This is a genomic window from Bacteroides sp. 3_1_23 (assembly GCF_000162555.1).
Taxonomy (GTDB): domain Bacteria; phylum Bacteroidota; class Bacteroidia; order Bacteroidales; family Bacteroidaceae; genus Bacteroides; species Bacteroides ovatus.
The window spans coordinates 739,520-759,567 of record NZ_GG774955.1 but is presented as its reverse complement, the minus strand read 5'-3'; the positions used below and the strand labels follow the sequence as shown (position 1 = coordinate 759,567).

Here is a 20,048-nt window from a genome sequence, read left to right as displayed (position 1 = left end):
AGCAAATATAAGAATTTTCCTATTAGCAATGAAATTAGAAATTCTTTATGAAAGGGTTCTAAGACAAATATAGCCGGATAATATTTCATACCCGGCTATATATTACGTGCATATTACTTATATATCACTTGCTTTTATTTAGTTCTTCAATGTCTGTGCCTTACTCTTCTCTGCCCAGGCTTTCTCCATCCCATAGAAGTTTATTTCCTGTCCTGCAGGCTTCCCGTCCAGCTCCGCCTGTTTCTGCTCAAAGAAGGCTTTCCAACGCTGATAATACAAGTCTTTCAAAAGTCCACTCCATTCCCGATGCGAATAATCATGTAGTCCGCCTTGATTGGCAGCAATGCTATCTCCCCAGACTGTGATTAATGCGGAAGCATTCCATTCGTACAATCGCTTTTCTTCTTCTGTAGTTCCCAGAGAACGAGCTGCATTCAACCAAGAGGAAACGGAAAATTCTTTCCGGGTAGATAACAAACGATCCTGTGCCAATATCAAGTCCAGGAATTGCTGTGTTTGTTTGCGGAAATCCTCTTTGTCCTTTCGGTCATAGCTCTGTGATATTTCTTCAAGTAACACATTTCCTTTATCGGCATTACTCTGACGTACGATGTCTACCAAGTCATACTCAAAATTGTTGTTTCCTTTATACTGGTCGGCAACGGAAGTAAATAGCCGGGCTGCCTTTGCAGTAGAATCGGGAGCATAAAATAGTTTGGAATATCCCCAAGTGGAAGTTCTATCCAGATGGAAACCCGGACGGGCACATAACAAAGACTCAATGGTTCCTTCACCCTGATAATCTTTCGGAGCATTGTAAACGGTGTGTTCCAATGCACGCCAAGCCTCCATTATTTCCGGTGAAACTTCTCTGCCATAACGAGCTTTCAAGTAAGTCTGCAACCATTCATCGGAAGAAAAGCGTTCTTCACGCCAAGGAAGTTCGTAAAGGAGTTCGAACATCACCGGATTATTCTCTATGCCCTCCGGGGTTGCTCCTACTCCATGCAACATTTTCCCATTAGTGTGTGCACAAGCATCATAATACCCGTTCACCAACTGATTCATCCGGCCGTGCAAACCAACATTACCTCCAAAATTCAGCAACATACAATAAAGCCAGTCGTGTTTGCCAAAGCCCTTTTCCCGATACCACATGGAATCCGGATCTCCCCATTGGGGACGTTTCTCACTATATAAATCTAAAACGAGCAAATCTCCCTGATTAAGAGAAGCAATCATTTCTTCCCGAGGATTCGCCTGCCAGGCCTGAATGATCCAAACAGCCTTCGGATTGGCTTTCTTCATAGCTGCCATAATGGAAGCACCGGTTTTCGCCAAGTCTACTCCTTCCGTGTTACCTCCCTCATGAAATGGATCCATGCTGTAATAGTTGGCTTTTCCATAGAGTTTCTCCAATTCCTCATAATACATAGCGGCAAAAGAATCGAAGTGTTCATCTTCCGTAGAAAGGAAAGCCGGACGGGGGAAGCCACACCATTTACCGGGATCAGCGATCTGATAACCTAGCTTTTCACCAATGTTACGGGGAACCATTCCAGCATATCCGGGGAATACTGGTTCAATACCCAACTCCCGCATACGGGCTACGATCTTCTTCTGAAGCGCTTCTTGTTGCTGATACCAGCTATCGGGATTCGGTCCACCCCAACCCTCGAGATTATTCATTTGCCACCAAGCCATAAAGGCCGGGCCGGAAATAAATTCATTGACTTCTTCTGTTGTGTATCCCAAACGTTTCAGCAAATTGTACCAGACCACCTCCATTCCGGTGATGCTCAAAGGCATATTGATGCCATGCATTGCCATCCAGTCTATTTCTTTTTCCCAACGCTCCCAATCCCAGAAAGCCATGGAATAAGAATAAGTGCAATAGTTCAGATAATATCTGTTCTGCATGGATGTCTCCTTACGTATCTTTTCTTGTGGAAGCGGTAGTATTTCCGGTAACTTCTGCGAAAGATTATTCCAGGAAAGATGAATACCGGCTACATATTTCAGATACCAGTTCAACCCCGTAGCCAGAGACAAATCAGAGTTTCCGGTTATCAGCACTTTACCGTCTTCAGAAGATATTTCAAAATAATCTTTTAACGGATTGTTTTCATCAGCAATCATCCGAAAAAGAATTCGATCTTTCGAAGTACCCTCTGTCACACGATCTGCCAATGTATTGACAGGAGACTGTTCGGTTTGGCAGCTACACATCCATGTAGCCCCCAATAATAGAATGAATAAAAGACGTGTATACATAGTTTTATTTACAGTTTGTCAAATATAATAATTAAGAGTCGTATTTTATCTATTTACTACGTTTTATTCAATGAAATAAGAAGAATTGTGGGCGACAAGATATAAAATTCTATAATAAACTGATTTACTATATTTTATAAAGTATATAAAAGAGTAGTTTTGTAATTTAGCGCCATTTTAGTACCACTATTTAGCCATCATAAATAAATCAAGAGATGACGCAAATGACATTGAACAATTAACTTCTTTGGCTGCATAATCCACATTCGTTTACCGTCCTCAAATCAGTCAACACCTTCCGGAGATAATCAGACGGTTAATTTACAGTCCCAACAAATAGCTATTCGCTGATTTTATATTTATATTGCGTAGTTTTTCTACAATAATCGAGCTTATAGTTTGCCATGTGAGATTTTATTTATACCTTTGCACCATGCAATAGATAAAATCAACGATTATGATAGCAGAGATCAGCATTGAGAATTTTTTCTCCATTAAATCGGTTCAGAAAATCAGTTTTGAGCCATCGGCAGATACTTTTATGTCTGATGAGTATTCGTATGAAGTTAAGGACGGTGTAAGATTGCTGAAAGTGGGCATCATCTATGGTGCCAACGCTTCCGGTAAAACGAATATATTAAATGCTATTGAATTTTTCAAGATGCTGGTTTTGAGAATGCCTAAAGACAGGACTGAGAAAACTGGGGTTGTCCCTTTCTTGTTGGATGACACTTCAAGAAACGAAAAGACAAAGATGTCAATGATATTCTATATCAATCAGTCGAAGTACATCCTCAGTTTTGAATTGGATGCAAAGCATATCTATTCCGAGACATTGATTGTTTATGATTCCATTCGCCCGACCAAGCTGTATAACCGAAATTATGATACCACGACAGATTCCTCGACTATTGACTTTGGCGTAAATCTGAAAATGACAAAGAAAAGCCAGGATGTAATTTCCGGAAACACTATCAATAATTGTAGTGTGCTTGCCGCGTTTGGCAAAAGCAATGTGGAACGTACCAGGCTAAATGATGTGTATGATTATTTTGCCAAGCAAGTAAAAGATGTACTGGCTCCCGGTATGTTGCTTTCGGGATATGTCAAATCACGATTGGATAAAGACGAGGCAGGAGATTTGAAGAAATTCATTTTAAATTTCTTGAAAGCGTCCGATTTCAATATAGAAGATGTGGTATTACATGAAGAGGAAGAGCTGATTACACCTGAATTGGAACAACTGATCCAGAATGCCCCTATTGATAAAGATGCAAAGGCTGAAATGCTTAGAAAGGGAAAAATTACAAATACGGAACTGACCTTCAAGCATAAGGCAGGCGATAAAGTATATGATTTGTCGGAAGAATACGAGTCCAATGGTACCATGAGGTTCTTGGGAATGGCGGTGATACTGAATTTCCTGTTAAAGACCAATCGGTTTGTACCCATTGATGAAGTGGAGACAAGTATTCATTATGAACTGTTGGCTTATTTCTTAAAAGTCTTTCTGGCAAACAGTAATGGAACATCCCAAATGCTCCTGACCACACACGACATCAATCTTCTCAACGAGGATTTTATTCGCCGTGATACAATATGGTTTACCGATAAAGACGAACTTGGCGAAACTAAAATAGTACGTCTGTCTTCTTTGGGACTGCATAAGAATCTTTCCCCATATAATGCTTACAAGCAGGGAAAATTGGTAAAGTTGCCGTTCTTGGGTAGTCAGTATATCAACCTGAATGACTAATGATATGGGACGGACAGTAACAAAAAGTATCGCCATCATAGGCGAGGGAGAAACAGAATGGTTTTATTTCGATTCTCCGAGGATTGCGTGTCGCTATCCCTTTAAGGTCGCTCCGGATTTTCCGCAGCACAGCGACATCAATCATATACTGAAACTGGTGGAATCTTACTTGAACAAGCAATATGATTATATTGTATGTCTGTTTGATATGGACAGGCTGTATCAATATCCTTCCGAAATGCAACTGTACCAACGAGCAAAGAAAGAGTATAGCAAGAAGAAATATGCCGGAAAGGTGATGTTTGTAGAAACGAATCCTTGCACGGAGTTTTGGTTCCTGCTCCACTTCTTGCCTAATGTGGTTTGTCGGCGATACGATAGTTACGACCAATTGCTTCCTGAATTGCAGAAATATATGCCGGGGTATGAAAAGACAAAACGATATTTCATACGCACCAACCTCTATAAATACCTAACAGAGAATGGTGATTTGGAACGAGCTATATCAAACTCAGAAAAGTTATGCCAACTCTGCAAGGAATCGCCAGAGGATTTGAAGGCATATTCGGAGGTACATAAGGTGATAAGATTGCTCAATGAAATAGGGTTATAGATTTAACATTTACAAAAGCAAGTAGCGCATGAAAATACAATCTGTTCATATTAGGAATTACCGAAAATTGAAAAATTGTCATATAGATTTTGACGAGAAGAAAACAGTTTTAGTTGGTGCAAATAATAGTGGCAAGACTTCCGCTATTAGTGCTATTGTTTGGTTTCTAAAAAACACAGATAGATTCACTTTAAAAGAGTTTACCGCAACAAATTGGGCAGCAATTAATGAGATTGGCGAGAAATGGCTCGAACATGATTCTGTAGATGAAGCATTATTGGATTCTCATCAATGGGATAACATTGTGCCATCAATGGATGTTTGGATAAATGTCGAAGATGGAGAACAATATCGAGTAAATCACTTGATACCATCACTTAGTTCTTGGGATGGTAAAAAGGTTGGTGTCCGTGGACAATATGAACCCAAAGATGTAAAAAAGCTCTACACTGTTTACAAGGATGCCAAAATAAAGGCAAAAACTTTAGAGGGTACTGAAGAATGGGAGAAAGCTGGCTCTCCAGATTTATATCCAAAAAATTTATGCGATTTTTTAGGCAAAGGTCTAAATCTTAGAGAGTATTTTGATGTGAAATACTACATCATAGATCCTTCTCTTGATCCTGATAACGAAGACGAAGTGCAATCAACGCCAGACAATGAGATAGGCAACAATCCACTTGACGGACTAATCAAAGTAGATACTATACTGGCATCAAGAGATTTTTCAGATCCGGAAGGACAAACAGACAGTGATATAGATACGTTGTCTAAACAGTTTCAACAGTACTATAAGAGCAGTGGGCAAGAAGATGAGGAATTGACTTGTGAAGGGTTGAAACTCCTTGGAGGTATTGTAACAGCGAACAAAACATATGATGAAAAATTAAAAAAGACTTTTGAGGTTCCTGTTGGAGAATTGAAGAACATCAATTACCCTGGATTCCAGAATCCAGAGATAAGAATACGAAGTAAGATTCAGATTGAGGAATCCATAAAACATGACTCAGCAGTTCAATTTGCTATTCAAGGTATGGAGGAATTAGTACTTCCTGAGAAGTACAATGGGCTTGGTTATAGAAATCTTATCTCTATTTATTTGAAGTTGATTGACTTCAGGGAAAAATGGCTGAAAGAATTAAGTGAAGAAAAGAATATTGAGCCTATTCATATAGTGTTTGTAGAGGAACCAGAAGCGCATTTACATGCCCAAGCACAACAAGTATTTGTAAAGAAAGCTTTTGAAGCCTTGTGTAACAATAAACTAATTGAAGAAAATCCTTGGCTAAGCACACAACTTGTGTTAAGTACGCATTCAAATCATGTTGTCAACGAACTTGACTTGAATTGTATGCGCTACTTCAAACGAGTAATAGATGTCGGCAAAAAGATACCTGTTTCAAAAGTTGTAAACTTATCTAGTACATTCGGAACAGACGATGAAACAAAGCAATTTGTAACAAGATATATACGTTTAACTCACTGCGATATATTCTTCTCGGATGCTGTTATTTTTGTTGAAGGCCCTGCGGAAAAGATACTTGTTCCCAGCTTTCTCGCAAAAGCCGGATTAGATTCTTATTATATTTCTGTTATAGAGGTAAATGGTCGTCATGCGCATAGTTTCCGTAAACTTATTGAAAAAATTGGAATTGCAACCTTGATTGTGACGGATATAGATGCGACTGACACAAAAATAGAAGACGGAAAAGAAAAACATCCGTCCGTGATTACAGCCAAAGGAAATGATTATAAGACAGGTAATCCCTCCATTAAAAGTTGGCTTTCAGGAAAAGAACAAATAGACGATTTGTTGGCATTGGATGGAAGAGAAAAGCTTGTGAATAATGTAAGGATAGCATTCCAAACACCGGTAAACGTCAAGTGGGATAAGAATAAAGATGACTTGACTGAAGTATGTCCTTATACATTTGAAGATGCATTGATATTTACCAATCTTGAATTATTTCGACAGGAAGGGTTAAAGAAAATGGGTACTATTACCACAATAGCGAATCTGTTGAAACATAGTAATTCTGCTAATGAATTACAAAATAAGATATTTAAAAAGTTGGAAAGCAAGAGTGGTTTTCAGAAGGCTGACTTTGCTATTTCTCTGCTTTATAAAGACGATTTTGTCAATTTGGTTGCCCCAGTATATATTCAGGAAGGGCTTGAATGGATGAAGTCATATTTGGATTCTAATGGAAACAGAAATGGAGAATAATATAGACTTTCAAGTAGATGAGACACTAGAAAAGTGCATTCTTTCAACACCGCGTAAAAGTTTCTTTCTTTTTGCTGGAGCAGGCTCAGGGAAGACTTACTCTTTGGTTCTTCTTTTGAAAAAAATACATAATAGTATTGGTAAAGACCTTTTGTTGCAAGGAAAGAATGTAGCTGTTATTACCTTTACGAATGCTGCCACAGATGAAATAATCAACCGATTGGATTATAGTCCTATTTTTCATATTTCAACAATTCATAGTTTTGTTTGGGATGTTATAAAGTATTATCAGGCAGATATAAAAAGATTGTATTGTTTTTATATTGAAGAAGATTTAAAAGCGTTGGAAAAGAAGTTAGAAGAAACAGAAAAAAAGACTACCAAAACATATCTTTCCAACGTAGAAAAGTTTGAATACCAGAAAGAACGGTTAGCAAAAGCGCAGATAATAGAAAAGTTTGTGTATAATCCCAATGGCAGTAATCCTGAATATAATGCATTGAAGCATGCTGAGGTTATTAAAATATCTGCTCAAATGATTCTTGAGAACAAAATGTTACAGCGAATCATAGCACAACGATATCCGATACTATTGATCGATGAGAGTCAAGATACGAAAAAAGAACTAATTGATACTTTCTTTGAAATTCAAAGAAACTTTGCTGATATCTTTACTTTAGGTTTACTTGGAGATCAGAAGCAACGAATTTATGCAGATGGGAAGGAGAATATAGAAGATTCTATTCCTATCGGGTGGGAGAAGCCGGTAAAGAGGATGAATTATCGCTGTGCTAAACGGATAATCCAGTTGGCTAACAATATTGGAAAGGATATTGATATTCATGCAGAACAAAGACCGCGTGAAGATGCTAATGATGGTTTGATTAGGCTTTTTGTTATACAACAACGTGAGGGACTAAATAAAGATGAAATAGAGCAAAATGTGATGAGGATTATGAGTGAGCAAACCCAAGATGCAAAATGGACGACCATAGGTACTGAAGTTAAAGTTCTAACATTGGAACACATGATGGCTGCACGAAGGTTAGGATTTTCTCGTTTTTTTGCTCCACTTTATAAAGTTTCAAAATATCAGATGACATTCCTCCAGGGTTCTGTATCAGAAATAGAATTTTTCACAAAGGAAGTGCTACCAATTGCAGAATCTATAAAAGAAGATGGACGAGTTGCTTTAGAAATTTTGAAAAAATACTCGCCATTATTAAGCGGACAGAATACAGAAAAACCATATGAACTTTATTTGAAATGCAGAGAAGAAGCAATAAAGGTTGCTAATCTTGTAAATGAGAATGGAACTATCCGTGTCGTGGTAGATGAAATTATAAAATCTCAACTATTAACAGTACCGGATGTTGTAAGACAAGCGTATATGTTGAGCCCATCGGACATAGAAGATACAGTAGAAGAAGAACTACGTGCCTGGGTAGAAGTAATGGATTTACCAATTAACATGGTACGCAGCTATGATGATTATGTGAACCACCGTTCACAATTCGATACACACCAAGGGGTTAAAGGTCTTGAATTTGATCGAGTAATGGTTATTATAGATGATTCTGAAATAAAAGGATTCTTATTTAGCTATGACAAACTATTTGGTGTTAAAGATTTATCTAATGTAGATTTGAAAAATAAAGAAAATGGTAAGGAAACCTCCATTGAACGAACTCAAAGATTATTTTATGTTACATGTACTAGAGCAAAGAACTCATTAGCTGTTGTGATGTATACAAATAATCCAGAGAGAGTAAAAACTGAAACTATCAGAAAAGGCTGGTTTGAAGAGAATGAAATTATTGTAATGTAATATTGGGATAATATGCACAATAAGAGAGACTGTGCCAATTGTGAGTTACTGGACAGCCTCTCTTCTGTATATTATTCTTTTGAGGTAAGAACCTCTCGTATATACTGTTGATTCTTATCGTCAATGCCAAATAATTTATAAAGTTGGTCGTTCACATCACCATTGTAATCAATAATGCCATTGGCGTCGGAGTAGTCCAATAAGTCAGGAACCTTCTTTGCCAAAGAGGTCAAAGATTCATCGGTAAGTAAAAAGGCGAAGCGGATTATCTCGCTTGTAGCATATTTGAAAAAGTTTTTGGCTTCTTGTTCTGTAGCTAATGTTTTCAATGCTACACGAGAACGGCCAAATGCACTATGGTTATCTGCGATTGCGATTTGATTGCTACGCTTTTGTCCTCCTGCATTGGCACTTGAAACGATGACTTTCCATCTATTCAAGTGTTCCAACCCTGTTGTGATAACATTTTTATTTGCGATGTACCATCGGGCTCTGCCGCTCTTGCCAGCTTTGTCATTTGTGAAGAGTTTTATTTCTGATTTTGGGTCAAAATAATCTCCATCGTTATATTCTCTTACAAGCGTTGGATTCCGTTCGACAAAATCACTTTCAATAGAAAAGAGTTTCTGAGATAAGACAGAATCGTGCAAGCATTTGTATCTGGCAATAATAGTATCTAAACAAGAAACAATTTCATTATCAAGAGGATTTAATGGGAATAAATCTTCCTTGGGGTTATTAGCATTAACTATTATATCTTTTCCATGGATAGAATAGATGTATTTAAAACCACCACTGCCTTTCTGTGTATCTTTCATCACAATAGATAAGCCATCAGCAATACCGACTTCCTTGAACACATCTGTTGAATCAGGGAAAAATTTCAGGAAACATAAATGAGGATCATTGATTTGTGAAAGTCCAAACTGTTCAAGTCCTTTTCCTGAGCGATGAATCCATCTTGCACCGGGATAAATTAGTGAAGTGTATCTGCCCAATCTGTCACTTATTGTTTGGAAATGTTGGAATATACTTGAACTTCGTTTTTGGCCGTTGGTTGTTTCTTTTTGTGCAACAACCTCTTGATACGGTGGATTTCCTACTATCGCATTGATTTTCATCTTCTTTACTCCTGTTCTTTCTGTGATGAATTTATCTACCTGCTTGATAAAATGTTCAGGTTTGTTTTTGATTTGATTTATTAAGTCCTCGAAGTATCGAGTGTTTACCTTTGCTTTTCGGAAGCCGATAAGCGTGCGTTTGGTGATGCTCTTTGCCATAGGAGTTTTGCAGATGACAAAGATGTTTTCAGCCACTACCTTGTCCCATATACGCTGTTCATCCTCAATGCTGGACACCGAAAACAAAGAGTTCTTGACCCTTATACGGTAAATGCTGTATGCCATATACAAAGGGTATAATCCGGACTTGGAATTTATTTCAAGGATTCGGGAATCTGGGGCGAACACATTGGCGGTCACTTCGCCACGGTCAATGAAACGAGGTTCAGACAAGGTGGTTTCATAACCCTTTTCAAAGAAGTTATATCCGCCCAGACAATCGCCAAGGTGCATATTGACGACACGCCAAGGCGTAAGCACCGTTTCCTTGTCGGGATTGCGGAACGTGCTGAATATATCCGTTATACGTTCGATGCGTTCCTCCACACTAAGTTTGTCCGCTGCACGAGCCATGGCACGGATGCGCTTGCCTGCCGCACAGAATATCTCCGGGTCGTAATATTTCTTGATGCTGTTGAACTTCTGTTTGGTAACACCCTTGGGCATGAACTCCTCCCACGATTGCGGGTCAATGAGTGAAGCGAAGTTGTCAATCGTTATATCTTGACCCTCATCGCTCAACTCTGCACCGTAGATAAGCAAAGGCATACGGATGGAGATACCCCGAAGAATAGAAATAGCGGCCTCGCGGTTGTTCTTTTTCTTTTTCAGCTCTTCAAGACGTTTCTTTTCCTCTTCCGTCAAAGGTTGCTTGTCCTTGCCGCGTTTCTTGGATTTCTTTTCAAGGTCTTCAAGTTCCTCGTATTGCTCATCGGTCAGCCCTTGGTTGTTGATGTCCACCTGATTGGTCTTTGGCATTGCCTTGGTCTGGCCGATAATCTTTTTCAGGTCATCAAACTCCTGCAATTCCAAGTCATTGAGCTTCATCAACTCGTCATTATACAGGCTCTTGTCCTCGAAACCGTTGCGGACAACCCTTTCCACATAAACACGTTTGAGTTGCTCCAACATCTTGGGTACATCGAACTGGCTCATCTTAGAGCCTTCGATGGAGATAATCGGACAGAAGTTCAGGAACTCTCCCATAATCTTGCGGTCGTTCCCGCTGGTTTTTCCTGCCTTGGAAGAAATCTTTGCTGTCTCAGCAATGACTTTCAGTGTCCTGTCCGGCGCAAAGTCAAACACATAACACTGTTCCTTGACGCGTCCGTTGATGGTGGCTGGCGTCTGCACACGGAAGATGGTCTGCATATAACTTGATGCAGCGGTATTATAAGAGCCGGACAACATGAATACGCCCGTCCACGCCTTGATACTGACACCCGTGGTCAATCGTCCGCAGGACAAGGTAATGGTACGGGTGGCATCAGGATCTTTGCCGATGGCTTCTTCCACCGCTGCAAGCGCATCCTTGCTCTCTTCGTCCTCGTCACCGTCTCCTGCCACATTCACCACCTTGAAATGCTGGAATACAGGATGTGATTGTAGTAAAGCACTCATGGCACGAGCCTCCTTCACACCCGGCAACATCCATAGCGTATGACGGAAGATGTTGCGATATTCCTCGTTGGCAAACGGATAGCAACTGTCCTTGTCCTCCTTGGAGATAAGACTCAAAAATGCCTTCACATCTTTTTCATGGATAAAGTTTCCGGCTTCATTTACCCGGAAAAACTCACGGAAGTTAAAAGCCACATCTTCATCCACGAACTCATGGAGCAACCGTCCGAGGTCGTATGTATAGATGTTCATCGTGGGCAGGGAGGCGTATGGATTCGGATCACCGAAATGGGTCAAATCCCATGAAGCCTTTGCCCGTTGCTCCATCACATAGTCCCAAGTGTAAATCTCGTCCTCCTTGAAGTCGTCCAACAGGTTGAACGGAGTGCCGGAAAGACGCAGTATCTTGGTATTTGCTTTTGTCAGTTCCTGCATGACAGCCTTGCCGAGTTCTGTCTGTGTCCCTTCGTGCGCCTCGTCCACGATGATGCAATCCCAAGCGGTGGCAAACACCTCATTGTTCTTGTCGAAGTTGCCGCCCACAAGTTCAGAACCGCGCAAATCCTGCATGGAAGCGAAATAGACATATTGGCATTTACCCTGCTTCGCTCTCGCTTCAAGTGAAGCATGGCTGTCACCATTGTTCTTTGAGCCGTATGCAAAACAGGGACAGTCATAGAATATCTTGCCGAAATCCTCGAACCAGCCGCTATCCACCACAGGGCGATGTGTAAGAATCAAAGTGCGACTGAAATCCATATCCTTCACCACTTGCAATGCCGACAACGTCTTGCCAAAACGCATCTTGGCGTTCCAAAGCATCTGATTACCCCTCTTGAATTGTTTCTTGGTCTTTTCAATGGCTTCCCGTTGTTCCGGGCGGAATACAATAGGAGTCTGGTCGTGTGAAACTTCGGCGGAAGAGAGCGATTCCCGTCCCTCCTTTACGGCAACTATTGCCCGTTTGACAGTCTCAAGGTCGGTAATAAACCACTCGTTGGCCTTGTTCTCGGTATCGAATATCTTTTTTCTGATGCCGGAACGTTCCAGAACGCTATGCACTTCCTTGTCGTTGAAAGAACACAAGCCCTTTCTGCTGTTGTATATCGTCAGTTCCGTATATAAGAGGTCGTATGCGATACCAGCCGTCTGCGTATATTGGTTGATGCGTTTCTTCGCTGACTCGTTGAGAGCCTTGCTGTTCGGAGCAAGACCGAAAACATTGTCATTGTCACAAGTGGCCTCGCCCACTTTCAGACATCCCCTGTGTGCGGCATCATTGATGCGGAACACATATATCAGTTTTAATTTTAGTGAAGATGTGAATTTCATGCTGCACTATTTTATGAGATCGATAAATCGGATTCGTTTTCCCATTTTTCCTGTTTTAGGATCTTTGGCCCGCCAGTCCTTAATTTGGCAATAGACACCGTTGTGCCTGCGGATGTCATCTTTCTGACAGCCTTCGCATTGACTGACTTCTTCCCTTGTCCCGAACAAATCAGTTACAACAGTCCGGCGTTCACCGCAGCTGTTCGGGATGACACCTTTAAGTCCGTCCATCTGCCAGACGTTCCATGAAATGATGTAAGCGATATAATTGATGGATTTCAACAAAGGTCGCTTGCCGAACTTTTGTTGATAGTATTCGATAAAGGAGATAAGCATGGATTCACGGGCAATCAGCAAATTGTCACCTTGCCATTCGTAGGCGTAAATGCTCTTATACGCTTCCTGTACCCATTCCAACCATTCGCCGGAAGTTTCCGTGTTTTCGCCAACTACCCGCAACTTGCGGTCAAGCAAACCGATGCGTTCCTCAATAGGAATGGTCTCTCCCGTTGTGGTGTCATAGCGACTGACGATATAAGGGGCTTCCCCGCAGGTTATCTCCAGTCGGTTGTCACGTACATAATCTTTCCAAGTCTTGTCTTCCGGAAATTGAATTTTCTCTGAGTTGGGTCTCCACCGATGACAACCCTGTTCGTCGGTGTACTCCGTATTGAACACATCCTTTCTTCCAAACCATGCTTCATCGATCAGATTGTTCTGCGCATTGCATATCCATGACGGAGTGAATACCTCTGCCATTTCTCGCGAACGTGCGGTTTGGGTGTCACGACTTTTGAGGATACGCGGCATGATGACATGCCCGTTATCTCCGGTAATAAGACAGGGAAGAATTGGCGAATCACATTGATATCCTTCGCCCAGATATTCATAATCGGAAGTCGCCCAAAAGATATTGCGCTGAATATCCTCCTTGCTCGTTGTATGGTCTTTGAGCAGGATATTCAACAGTTCGGGCGAAAGCCGAAAGATACTATCTTCCAATATATCAACTTCAACAGGCATTTTATATCGGGTTTATGAGTATCTCTTGATAAGAGAGCCATCCCGAAGGAATAAGCACTAATAATCAGCACTATAGAAACCCGATTTGACGGATTTACAAAACAGATTATCGCAAAATGCCTTTCATATACCATTATAAATGAGTATTGAACACGGAATTTGAAATATTATGTGTACTTTTGCAAAGTAAACTATATCTCTTATCAAGAGATTCGTCTTTTCGCTCAACACATTTCACCATAAATATCCGGTCAAAAATCTTTCAGGATAAGGCTGTTCGCCTTGTCCACCACGCTTGTGTCAAGCGATGCGAGATAGATGCGCGTGGTCTCTTCCGAATCATGTCCCATGCCCTCCCTGATGACAGAAAGAGGGATGTTCTTGCTCTTGGCAACGCTCGCCCAACAATGCCGGGCAACGTGCATGGTCAGCGGTATGTTCAATCCTGCCAGACCGGCGACTTCCTTCAACGCCACATTGATGCGGCAGATGGCGTTACGATATTGTGGCCGCTCATCGGAGCATGGGTTGGTGATTATCGGCAGGAGGTAGCGGGTGGCCGTATTCTCTCCATACTTGGCGATGATGTCTTCCATGCACTTCTCCCATTTGACTGTGAGTTGCTGCCCAGTCTTTCTTCTACGGTACGTGATTATTCCGTTCTTCAAATCCGATTTTTTCAGATAGGCCATATCAATGAATGACATGCCACGGGTATAAAAGGAGAAGAGGAACATATCCCTTGCATAGTCCAGATGCGGTTTCAAAGTCAAATCAAGTTCCTTAATGTGCTTGATGGACTTCAATGGGATGGCTCGTTTTACTGTCTTCCCGATACCCGTGTAAACGTGTTTAAAAGGATGTCTCTGTTCCGTCAGCTCCTTTTCCACGGCACGGTTGTAAACGGCACGGAGTATGCGCATATAAAAGGAAACCGTGTTGGGGCAGATGCCCTTGCCTTTGAGCCAGGCCTCGTAAAGCATCATGGTGTTGCCGTCAATCTCGCACAAGAGTATGTCCTGCCCCTCACGAAACTTCATAAAACTGGTCAATGCCGCCGTATAGGTTTCTGATGTGCGGACTTTGCCAAGCTGCTTCAACTGTCCTTTGATGCCCTGCATGAAACGGAACAGCGATTGTTCGCCCGTTTGCCCGTTGAACTTCTCGACGATGCTGTCAGCGGAATCAATTCCTCCTTGCCTGTCGCATTGGGCGACTATGGCTTTCAACCGTCTGGTGTCCCAGTCAATATGTTCCGCCACTTCACGGAGATACCGTTTCCTGTTTTCACCGATTTCGGACAGGATTTTCACAGAGGAAGTTCTCTTGTCCCATTCCGTGTCAAATATGCGGTAGTCCGTCTTGACTTGGCGGACTATGCGCCCGTGGATTACCTGATAATATATGCTGCCCTCCCTGCCGCTTGCGGTGGAAGGACGAAATTTCACTTTTATGGATGCCATTCACTTTATTTTTGTTGTTTGGATTGTTTTTCTTCCTCTCTCACTGTCTTGACCTGCCTGTTGAATATGACCAGCGTGGAATCCACACCGACAACATCCACCAGTTTCTCGTAAGCTCCGACGGTCACAGCCAGTCCCGGATGCAGTTCGTTGAGCATGAACGTAGTCACATGGTGTTTGTCAGCAACCGTTCTCAACCGCCTGTTTTCTTCCCGGTACTCATGCCATTGTACCCAACTGACGGCAAACAGGGCAAAGAATACGAGCATACAACCGATACCGGCCCATGCGTAAGGGTTCTTGTGCCAGCCATCGGGAACTTTGCTCCATAATCGTCTTATCGTGTTTATCACCTTGTCCGGCCGGATTGCCTGCCACAGTTCCGGTATGACACCTTGCTTTTGCCACACCTGTTCCGAAGCCTGCTTGTCTTTCTTCACATGGGCAGTCAGCAGATCCAGTATCTTGTTGAGCTGTTCCTTGATGGTGAGAACACCATGTTTGCGCATATCCTTCTCGTTGGCTTCGGTGTATAACCGCAGACTTGCTACCGCTTCATCACCTATTGATTGCTTGTATTCCTCGATGGCTTCCTTGCTTCCGAAAATGGCATTGACATTTTCCGGTGCATTGCCATTGAAGAACCGTATAACAGGCTCCAGCTTCGCTTCCAGTCTTTTCAATGCCTCGTTCTTGTCCGGGCTATCCTTTGCGTCCAGTTTTTTCTTGATTTCCTCGATGTCCACTGCCAATGCCCCGATAAGGTCGGTTAAGTTCTGCTTGTTGTCCTTCATCTTTTTCTCCTCCTTGGTTTATGTTTGTCCTTTTCGTTGTCATTGTCTCCCCAGCCGCTTTCGTTTCCTCCACCTCCGCCACTGGATGAGACCTTGGCTTGGTGCGGTTGTACGCACAACTCCATGAGTGTGCCGATGGTCACTTGAACGATGTTTGAACCGGGTTCGGTAGGGATGCTTCCGTTGCCGTCCGCTTCCGCTTTGGCCGGTGACGGCTCTCTTATAAAAGTATCAGCCGTATTGTTGTGGAATCCCACATCCTGCCGGGTCGGTTGTGGCTGTTCTTGCACACGGGGCTGCCATTCCATGCCCTCGGCAATGCGGCTTCCGAACAGCTTGTCTAACTTATAAAAGCTCATGCTCCGGTCTATCCGTGAGCCGCTGAATGAGATTTCATTCTTCGTGAACGACACACCGATTATTTTACCTTCGTTCCTATTGTATTTGAAATTCACCCCGATACCCTGTTTTGCCAGCATGTCACACAAATCCGACCAGCAGTTACAACAGGGTAATGCCGCCTTGATAGCGTCATAGATTTGGTATTTCACCTTGTCCTTACCACGCAGGCGGTCACGCTTCACGTTCATCTTGCCCTTGGAGAAGTACAGTTCGTATTCCCTCGTGAGAGCTTTGCATACTTTTACATTACGCACATTATCGTTGCTGTCACTGATTGTGTTCCCGTCATTGTCCACCCTGTTGGCCACGATATGCAGATGCTGGTGTTCCCTGTCGGTATGGCGGCACACAATGTATTGGGTGTTCGTTATACCCATGCGCCGCATATACTCACGGGCGATTTTGACCATCAGGTCATCTGTCAGCTTGGGTGCGTCCTCGTGTGCGAAGTCCAGTGAAATATGGTACACGGGGTTCTTCAACTTGCGTCCCGGCTTGTCGTCCGCTTGCCCCTGCATACTCTTTGCTATGGTGGCGTTGTCATCCAGCCTCACGTCCTTGCTGTCGATGAGCCGTGCCTTCTTCGGGTTGTTCACGTAGTTTACCACTCTGGCGAAACTCGCCCGTTTTTTCAAGTCGCCCATCATATCCTCTCTATGATTTTGTTGAACTCGTCCAGCAAGTCCATGATTTTGCCTTTCAAAAGAGAAAAGCCCTGCTGGTGCGCCATCTTCGCCAGTTGGTTCAGGTTGTTGCATCCTCCCTCCAGCATCCTTATCTGCTGCCTGTCCTCCTGTGTCCGTGCCGCCTCGACTTTGCCATGCAACAACAGTTCGCGCAGAAAGTGTGACGGCTTCTTGCCGGCATCAGCAATCCGTTTCATGACCGCTTTCCATTCGGCAAGCGTGAGCCGTGTGGATATGGTCTTTGTCCGCACCTTGCCTTTCACCGCCTTGGGACGGCCTCCCTTGTTTCTGTTCTCCTGATATGTCATATCCGTTTTCCTTTATCCGTTAAACCGTTCTGTTTTTTAGGGCTGTAATCCGGGCTTGCCGTTTCCCGTGTGATCGGGTCGCCGTTTGTGGCGTGGTTTTCGTGGACGAAAACATTAACTTGCCAGCCCTAAAAAAATCCCTTCTAAAATGCTGTCGCTTGCCATTCCTGCCGTTTCATTCCTGTGGCTGTTTCCATTTCCGTGAGCCGGATAAGGTATTGCCACCTTCTAAAACTGGTGTGTTGTCAGCGGCATCCACAGCTGCATTTTCCACCGAGCCTTTCACTCTGTTTTCGGTTGTTGCTGCCGTTTCGGTTTCCGCTGTTCCTGTACTTTCTATAATAGGATTGGAATGGGTCGGATTCATGGAAGGCAAGCCATCCGTTCCCTCTGACGTTTCTTCTGTCGGTTTTTCTTTCTTCTTTCTTGTCGAACTGCGGCGCAAGGTCTCTAATTTTAGCCCGTTGAAAAGGAATACCCGTACCCCTTCGTATGCCTTGACTGTCTGGCGATATGTCGGATTCTCGATGAGCCGTCCGGCTATCATCCACGACTTCACGCACACCATGTCTATAATGGAGGTCACGGGATTGGAATCAACACGGATTAGCCCTCGTTCCGAGAAATCCTCCAACAGACGGGACACCGCCTTGCGCCCGATGCCCCATTCCTTGGCCAGTACCAGCATGGAGCTGTCCACCTGTCCGGGATGGACGGCATAGCCCAATCCCCGTTTGGTGCTCTGTACTTCCAATACTGTCATCTTCGACAAAAGGGAAAGAAGATAGGTAAGGTTGCATATCCCGTCCGTGCTCCCGTGCAGGAAGTACCATGCCTCCACGGACATTGCCATCTCCAATTTGTAGCACGGCAAAACAAGTTGTTTCAAATTCTTCATAAGCCTTGATGTTTTTTGTTGTGCGTCTTGCAAATTATCCTTTGGCGTTCTTGTCGGCCTTCCTGTTGGTGGCTTTCAGGCTCTTGATGCGGTCTATCTGTTCCTTGGGAAACAGGACACGCCGTCCTATCCGCTGCCCTTTGATGTGTCCCAGCTTCTCGTGCCGCCAGATGGTCGCTATGCTCACGCCCCATTTCTCCGCCAGTTGCCGGATGGTGTAATACTCCGATATGTCCTGTGGTGCCTGTTCCTGCCGGTATTCCTCAAACGCGCACCTCACGCTTGCGCCGATAAGCTGTTGAAGCTCGTCGCGCGATACCAGTACCATTTCTGTCTTATCTGTCATAATTCACTGATTTTAAGTTCGTGGCGGCAAAGGTAGGGCAATAATGAAACCTGTGAATTTGTGGTATTCTGTGAAATGACACCGCATAAAAAAAACGTCAAACAACTGGTGCTTAACGGCTTGTGGAAGTCTATGGGTTGTGGTGAATTGTAGCCACCTGTGGGTTATGTCACTATTTTATCATGGGAAGCAGCTCTTTGAGCTTCGTTATAAAGGTTTTCTCCACATTATACTTGGCAAGGCTTTCGGGTGTCAGCCCCATGGAACGGGCTGCGGATGCCCTGTAATCTTTCCAGTCCTTAAAGTAGGCTTTGGACAGCAGGATGGCGACACAGCGCATCTTGCCTTTCACGCAACTGCCGTATATCGTGGAATAGTCGGCACGCATGACGGCACGGAGGAAGTCCCGGTCGGAAACGGCATTGCCGTCCAATAGCGGCTTGCCCTTGTCGGGGCCGCTCTGTACAGTGAAAGTGGTAAGGAAACGGTACAGCCTTAAAACGGGAACTTGCGCGGTCGTGCTGAACGCGCCACCTTGCATTGTATCTGTGGCGGTAAAACCGGAGGATGCTTCTTCCGTACAAGAGGGTGTTGTTTGGGATGTTGTCGACTTGGACTCGTTTTCGTGCAGCACGTTCCTTTTGACATATCCCATCGTCATGGCGATATGGAACATCTTTATTCCGGCGGACTGTGCTTTCACATCATCATTTGGGGGCAGCATGGAAAGATGGACGGCTTCTGCAAAATATTCCGTGAAGAGTTGTGCCAAATCCTTGTCGTTGGCATTGACAATATACTCCTTGACGGCTTGAATTTTCACCTTGTCCACTTTGGCAAGCATGGCATACATTTCTTTCCCTCTGTTCCCGTCTGAATCCTTTTCACATTTCCGTATGGCGGCACGGATGGTGTCGATGCAGTCGGTGGCTTCTGTGCGTGTCATTGGTTTGGGAGAAATATCAGAACCTTCCGGTGATACATGCTCCTGTTCTTTTTCTGTAAAGAAGTATTGCCTTATGACTTCCATGCTCAGGTAAGCCACCCCTGTACGGAAAGCCGCCTTGTTCAAGTCCGCATATTTGGAGCAGATGCCGTGAAGCCTTTTCGTGTCATCGTGCAGCCCGACGAATTTCCGTGCCAGCTCCTTGTCCTCGTGTTCGGTGACATATTCCCTGATGCCGGCCAAAAGAAAAGGCAGGGGTTTCAGGCTGTATCTAATGTTCCGGCAAATATCCTTGCAGTCTGTTTCACCATTGCCGGAAGAAAGCGATTCCGCAAGTTTCAGGCTCTCATTGATTACGTTGGACAGCTTGAACAGGTCGCTGATGATGTCAAACCTTGATTTTTCCATAAG

The 20,048-nt window shown here is 43.4% G+C and carries 14 protein-coding genes; 4 read left to right on the top strand and 10 right to left on the bottom strand.

Annotated elements, in window-relative coordinates:
• Positions 1-138 precede the first annotated feature (138 nt).
• Positions 139-2,274: an alpha-N-acetylglucosaminidase gene (locus HMPREF9010_RS03975; protein ID WP_008650997.1), complete on the bottom strand. Its 2,136-nt coding sequence runs from the start codon at positions 2,272-2,274 to the stop codon at positions 139-141.
• 457 nt (positions 2,275-2,731) lie between these two features.
• Between HMPREF9010_RS03975 and HMPREF9010_RS03980 the strand changes: the two genes are divergently transcribed.
• From HMPREF9010_RS03980 to HMPREF9010_RS03995, 4 genes are read left to right on the top strand one after another with little or no spacing between them, the layout of a single operon-like run.
• Positions 2,732-4,030, top strand: coding sequence for an AAA family ATPase (locus HMPREF9010_RS03980; RefSeq protein ID WP_008650996.1), 1,299 nt, complete (start codon positions 2,732-2,734; stop codon positions 4,028-4,030).
• 4 nt (positions 4,031-4,034) lie between these two features.
• A complete protein-coding gene (locus HMPREF9010_RS03985) occupies positions 4,035-4,643 on the top strand; it encodes an RloB family protein (RefSeq protein WP_032852948.1) in 609 nt (202 codons plus the stop codon).
• 28 nt (positions 4,644-4,671) lie between these two features.
• A complete protein-coding gene (locus HMPREF9010_RS03990; protein WP_008650992.1) occupies positions 4,672-6,870 on the top strand; it encodes an ATP-dependent endonuclease in 2,199 nt (732 codons plus the stop codon).
• Positions 6,848-8,698, top strand: a complete 1,851-nt coding sequence (locus HMPREF9010_RS03995) for a UvrD-helicase domain-containing protein (RefSeq protein WP_032852892.1) — start codon at positions 6,848-6,850, stop codon at positions 8,696-8,698. The genes HMPREF9010_RS03990 and HMPREF9010_RS03995 overlap by 23 nt, the downstream gene beginning before the upstream one ends.
• 71 nt (positions 8,699-8,769) lie before the next feature.
• Here the strand turns inward: HMPREF9010_RS03995 and HMPREF9010_RS04000 are convergent, their stop codons facing one another.
• The 9 genes from HMPREF9010_RS04000 to HMPREF9010_RS04040 form a co-directional block, all read right to left on the bottom strand.
• Positions 8,770-12,771 carry an Eco57I restriction-modification methylase domain-containing protein gene (locus HMPREF9010_RS04000; protein ID WP_008650988.1) on the bottom strand — a complete coding sequence of 1,334 codons (4,002 nt, stop codon included), beginning with the start codon at positions 12,769-12,771 and terminating at the stop codon, positions 8,770-8,772.
• A gap of 6 nt (positions 12,772-12,777) precedes the next feature.
• Positions 12,778-13,794: a hypothetical protein gene (locus HMPREF9010_RS04005; RefSeq protein WP_008650987.1), complete on the bottom strand. Its 1,017-nt coding sequence runs from the start codon at positions 13,792-13,794 to the stop codon at positions 12,778-12,780.
• Between the two features lie 251 nt (positions 13,795-14,045).
• The gene (locus HMPREF9010_RS04010; protein WP_008650986.1) at positions 14,046-15,257 is read right to left on the bottom strand and encodes a site-specific integrase; all 1,212 of its coding nucleotides are present in this window, start codon (positions 15,255-15,257) and stop codon (positions 14,046-14,048) included.
• A gap of 5 nt (positions 15,258-15,262) precedes the next feature.
• A complete protein-coding gene (locus tag HMPREF9010_RS04015; RefSeq protein ID WP_008650985.1) occupies positions 15,263-16,051 on the bottom strand; it encodes a hypothetical protein in 789 nt (262 codons plus the stop codon).
• Positions 16,048-17,100: a relaxase/mobilization nuclease domain-containing protein gene (locus HMPREF9010_RS04020; RefSeq protein WP_008650984.1), complete on the bottom strand. Its 1,053-nt coding sequence runs from the start codon at positions 17,098-17,100 to the stop codon at positions 16,048-16,050. The genes HMPREF9010_RS04015 and HMPREF9010_RS04020 overlap by 4 nt, the downstream gene beginning before the upstream one ends.
• Positions 17,097-17,447 carry a plasmid mobilization protein gene (locus HMPREF9010_RS04025; protein WP_008650983.1) on the bottom strand — a complete coding sequence of 117 codons (351 nt, stop codon included), beginning with the start codon at positions 17,445-17,447 and terminating at the stop codon, positions 17,097-17,099. The genes HMPREF9010_RS04020 and HMPREF9010_RS04025 overlap by 4 nt, the downstream gene beginning before the upstream one ends.
• A gap of 175 nt (positions 17,448-17,622) precedes the next feature.
• The gene (locus HMPREF9010_RS04030; RefSeq protein ID WP_008650982.1) at positions 17,623-18,345 is read right to left on the bottom strand and encodes a hypothetical protein; all 723 of its coding nucleotides are present in this window, start codon (positions 18,343-18,345) and stop codon (positions 17,623-17,625) included.
• A 34-nt stretch (positions 18,346-18,379) separates the two neighbouring features.
• On the bottom strand, positions 18,380-18,691 hold the full coding sequence (locus HMPREF9010_RS04035) for a helix-turn-helix domain-containing protein (RefSeq protein WP_008650981.1): 312 nt from the start codon (positions 18,689-18,691) through the stop codon (positions 18,380-18,382).
• 172 nt (positions 18,692-18,863) lie between these two features.
• Positions 18,864-20,045 (bottom strand): hypothetical protein, encoded by a 1,182-nt coding sequence (locus tag HMPREF9010_RS04040; RefSeq protein WP_008650980.1) that lies wholly within the window; start codon positions 20,043-20,045, stop codon positions 18,864-18,866.
• Positions 20,046-20,048 lie beyond the last annotated feature (3 nt).

Coding starts and splice junctions, on each gene's coding strand:
- HMPREF9010_RS03975 (WP_008650997.1), bottom strand. CDS start 2,274: ATGTATACACGTCTTTTATTCATTCTATTATTGGGGGCTACATGGATG.
- HMPREF9010_RS03980 (WP_008650996.1), top strand. CDS start 2,732: ATGATAGCAGAGATCAGCATTGAGAATTTTTTCTCCATTAAATCGGTT.
- HMPREF9010_RS03985 (WP_032852948.1), top strand. CDS start 4,035: ATGGGACGGACAGTAACAAAAAGTATCGCCATCATAGGCGAGGGAGAA.
- HMPREF9010_RS03990 (WP_008650992.1), top strand. CDS start 4,672: ATGAAAATACAATCTGTTCATATTAGGAATTACCGAAAATTGAAAAAT.
- HMPREF9010_RS03995 (WP_032852892.1), top strand. CDS start 6,848: ATGGAAACAGAAATGGAGAATAATATAGACTTTCAAGTAGATGAGACA.
- HMPREF9010_RS04000 (WP_008650988.1), bottom strand. CDS start 12,771: ATGAAATTCACATCTTCACTAAAATTAAAACTGATATATGTGTTCCGC.
- HMPREF9010_RS04005 (WP_008650987.1), bottom strand. CDS start 13,794: ATGCCTGTTGAAGTTGATATATTGGAAGATAGTATCTTTCGGCTTTCG.
- HMPREF9010_RS04010 (WP_008650986.1), bottom strand. CDS start 15,257: ATGGCATCCATAAAAGTGAAATTTCGTCCTTCCACCGCAAGCGGCAGG.
- HMPREF9010_RS04015 (WP_008650985.1), bottom strand. CDS start 16,051: ATGAAGGACAACAAGCAGAACTTAACCGACCTTATCGGGGCATTGGCA.
- HMPREF9010_RS04020 (WP_008650984.1), bottom strand. CDS start 17,100: ATGATGGGCGACTTGAAAAAACGGGCGAGTTTCGCCAGAGTGGTAAAC.
- HMPREF9010_RS04025 (WP_008650983.1), bottom strand. CDS start 17,447: ATGACATATCAGGAGAACAGAAACAAGGGAGGCCGTCCCAAGGCGGTG.
- HMPREF9010_RS04030 (WP_008650982.1), bottom strand. CDS start 18,345: ATGAAGAATTTGAAACAACTTGTTTTGCCGTGCTACAAATTGGAGATG.
- HMPREF9010_RS04035 (WP_008650981.1), bottom strand. CDS start 18,691: ATGACAGATAAGACAGAAATGGTACTGGTATCGCGCGACGAGCTTCAA.
- HMPREF9010_RS04040 (WP_008650980.1), bottom strand. CDS start 20,045: ATGGAAAAATCAAGGTTTGACATCATCAGCGACCTGTTCAAGCTGTCC.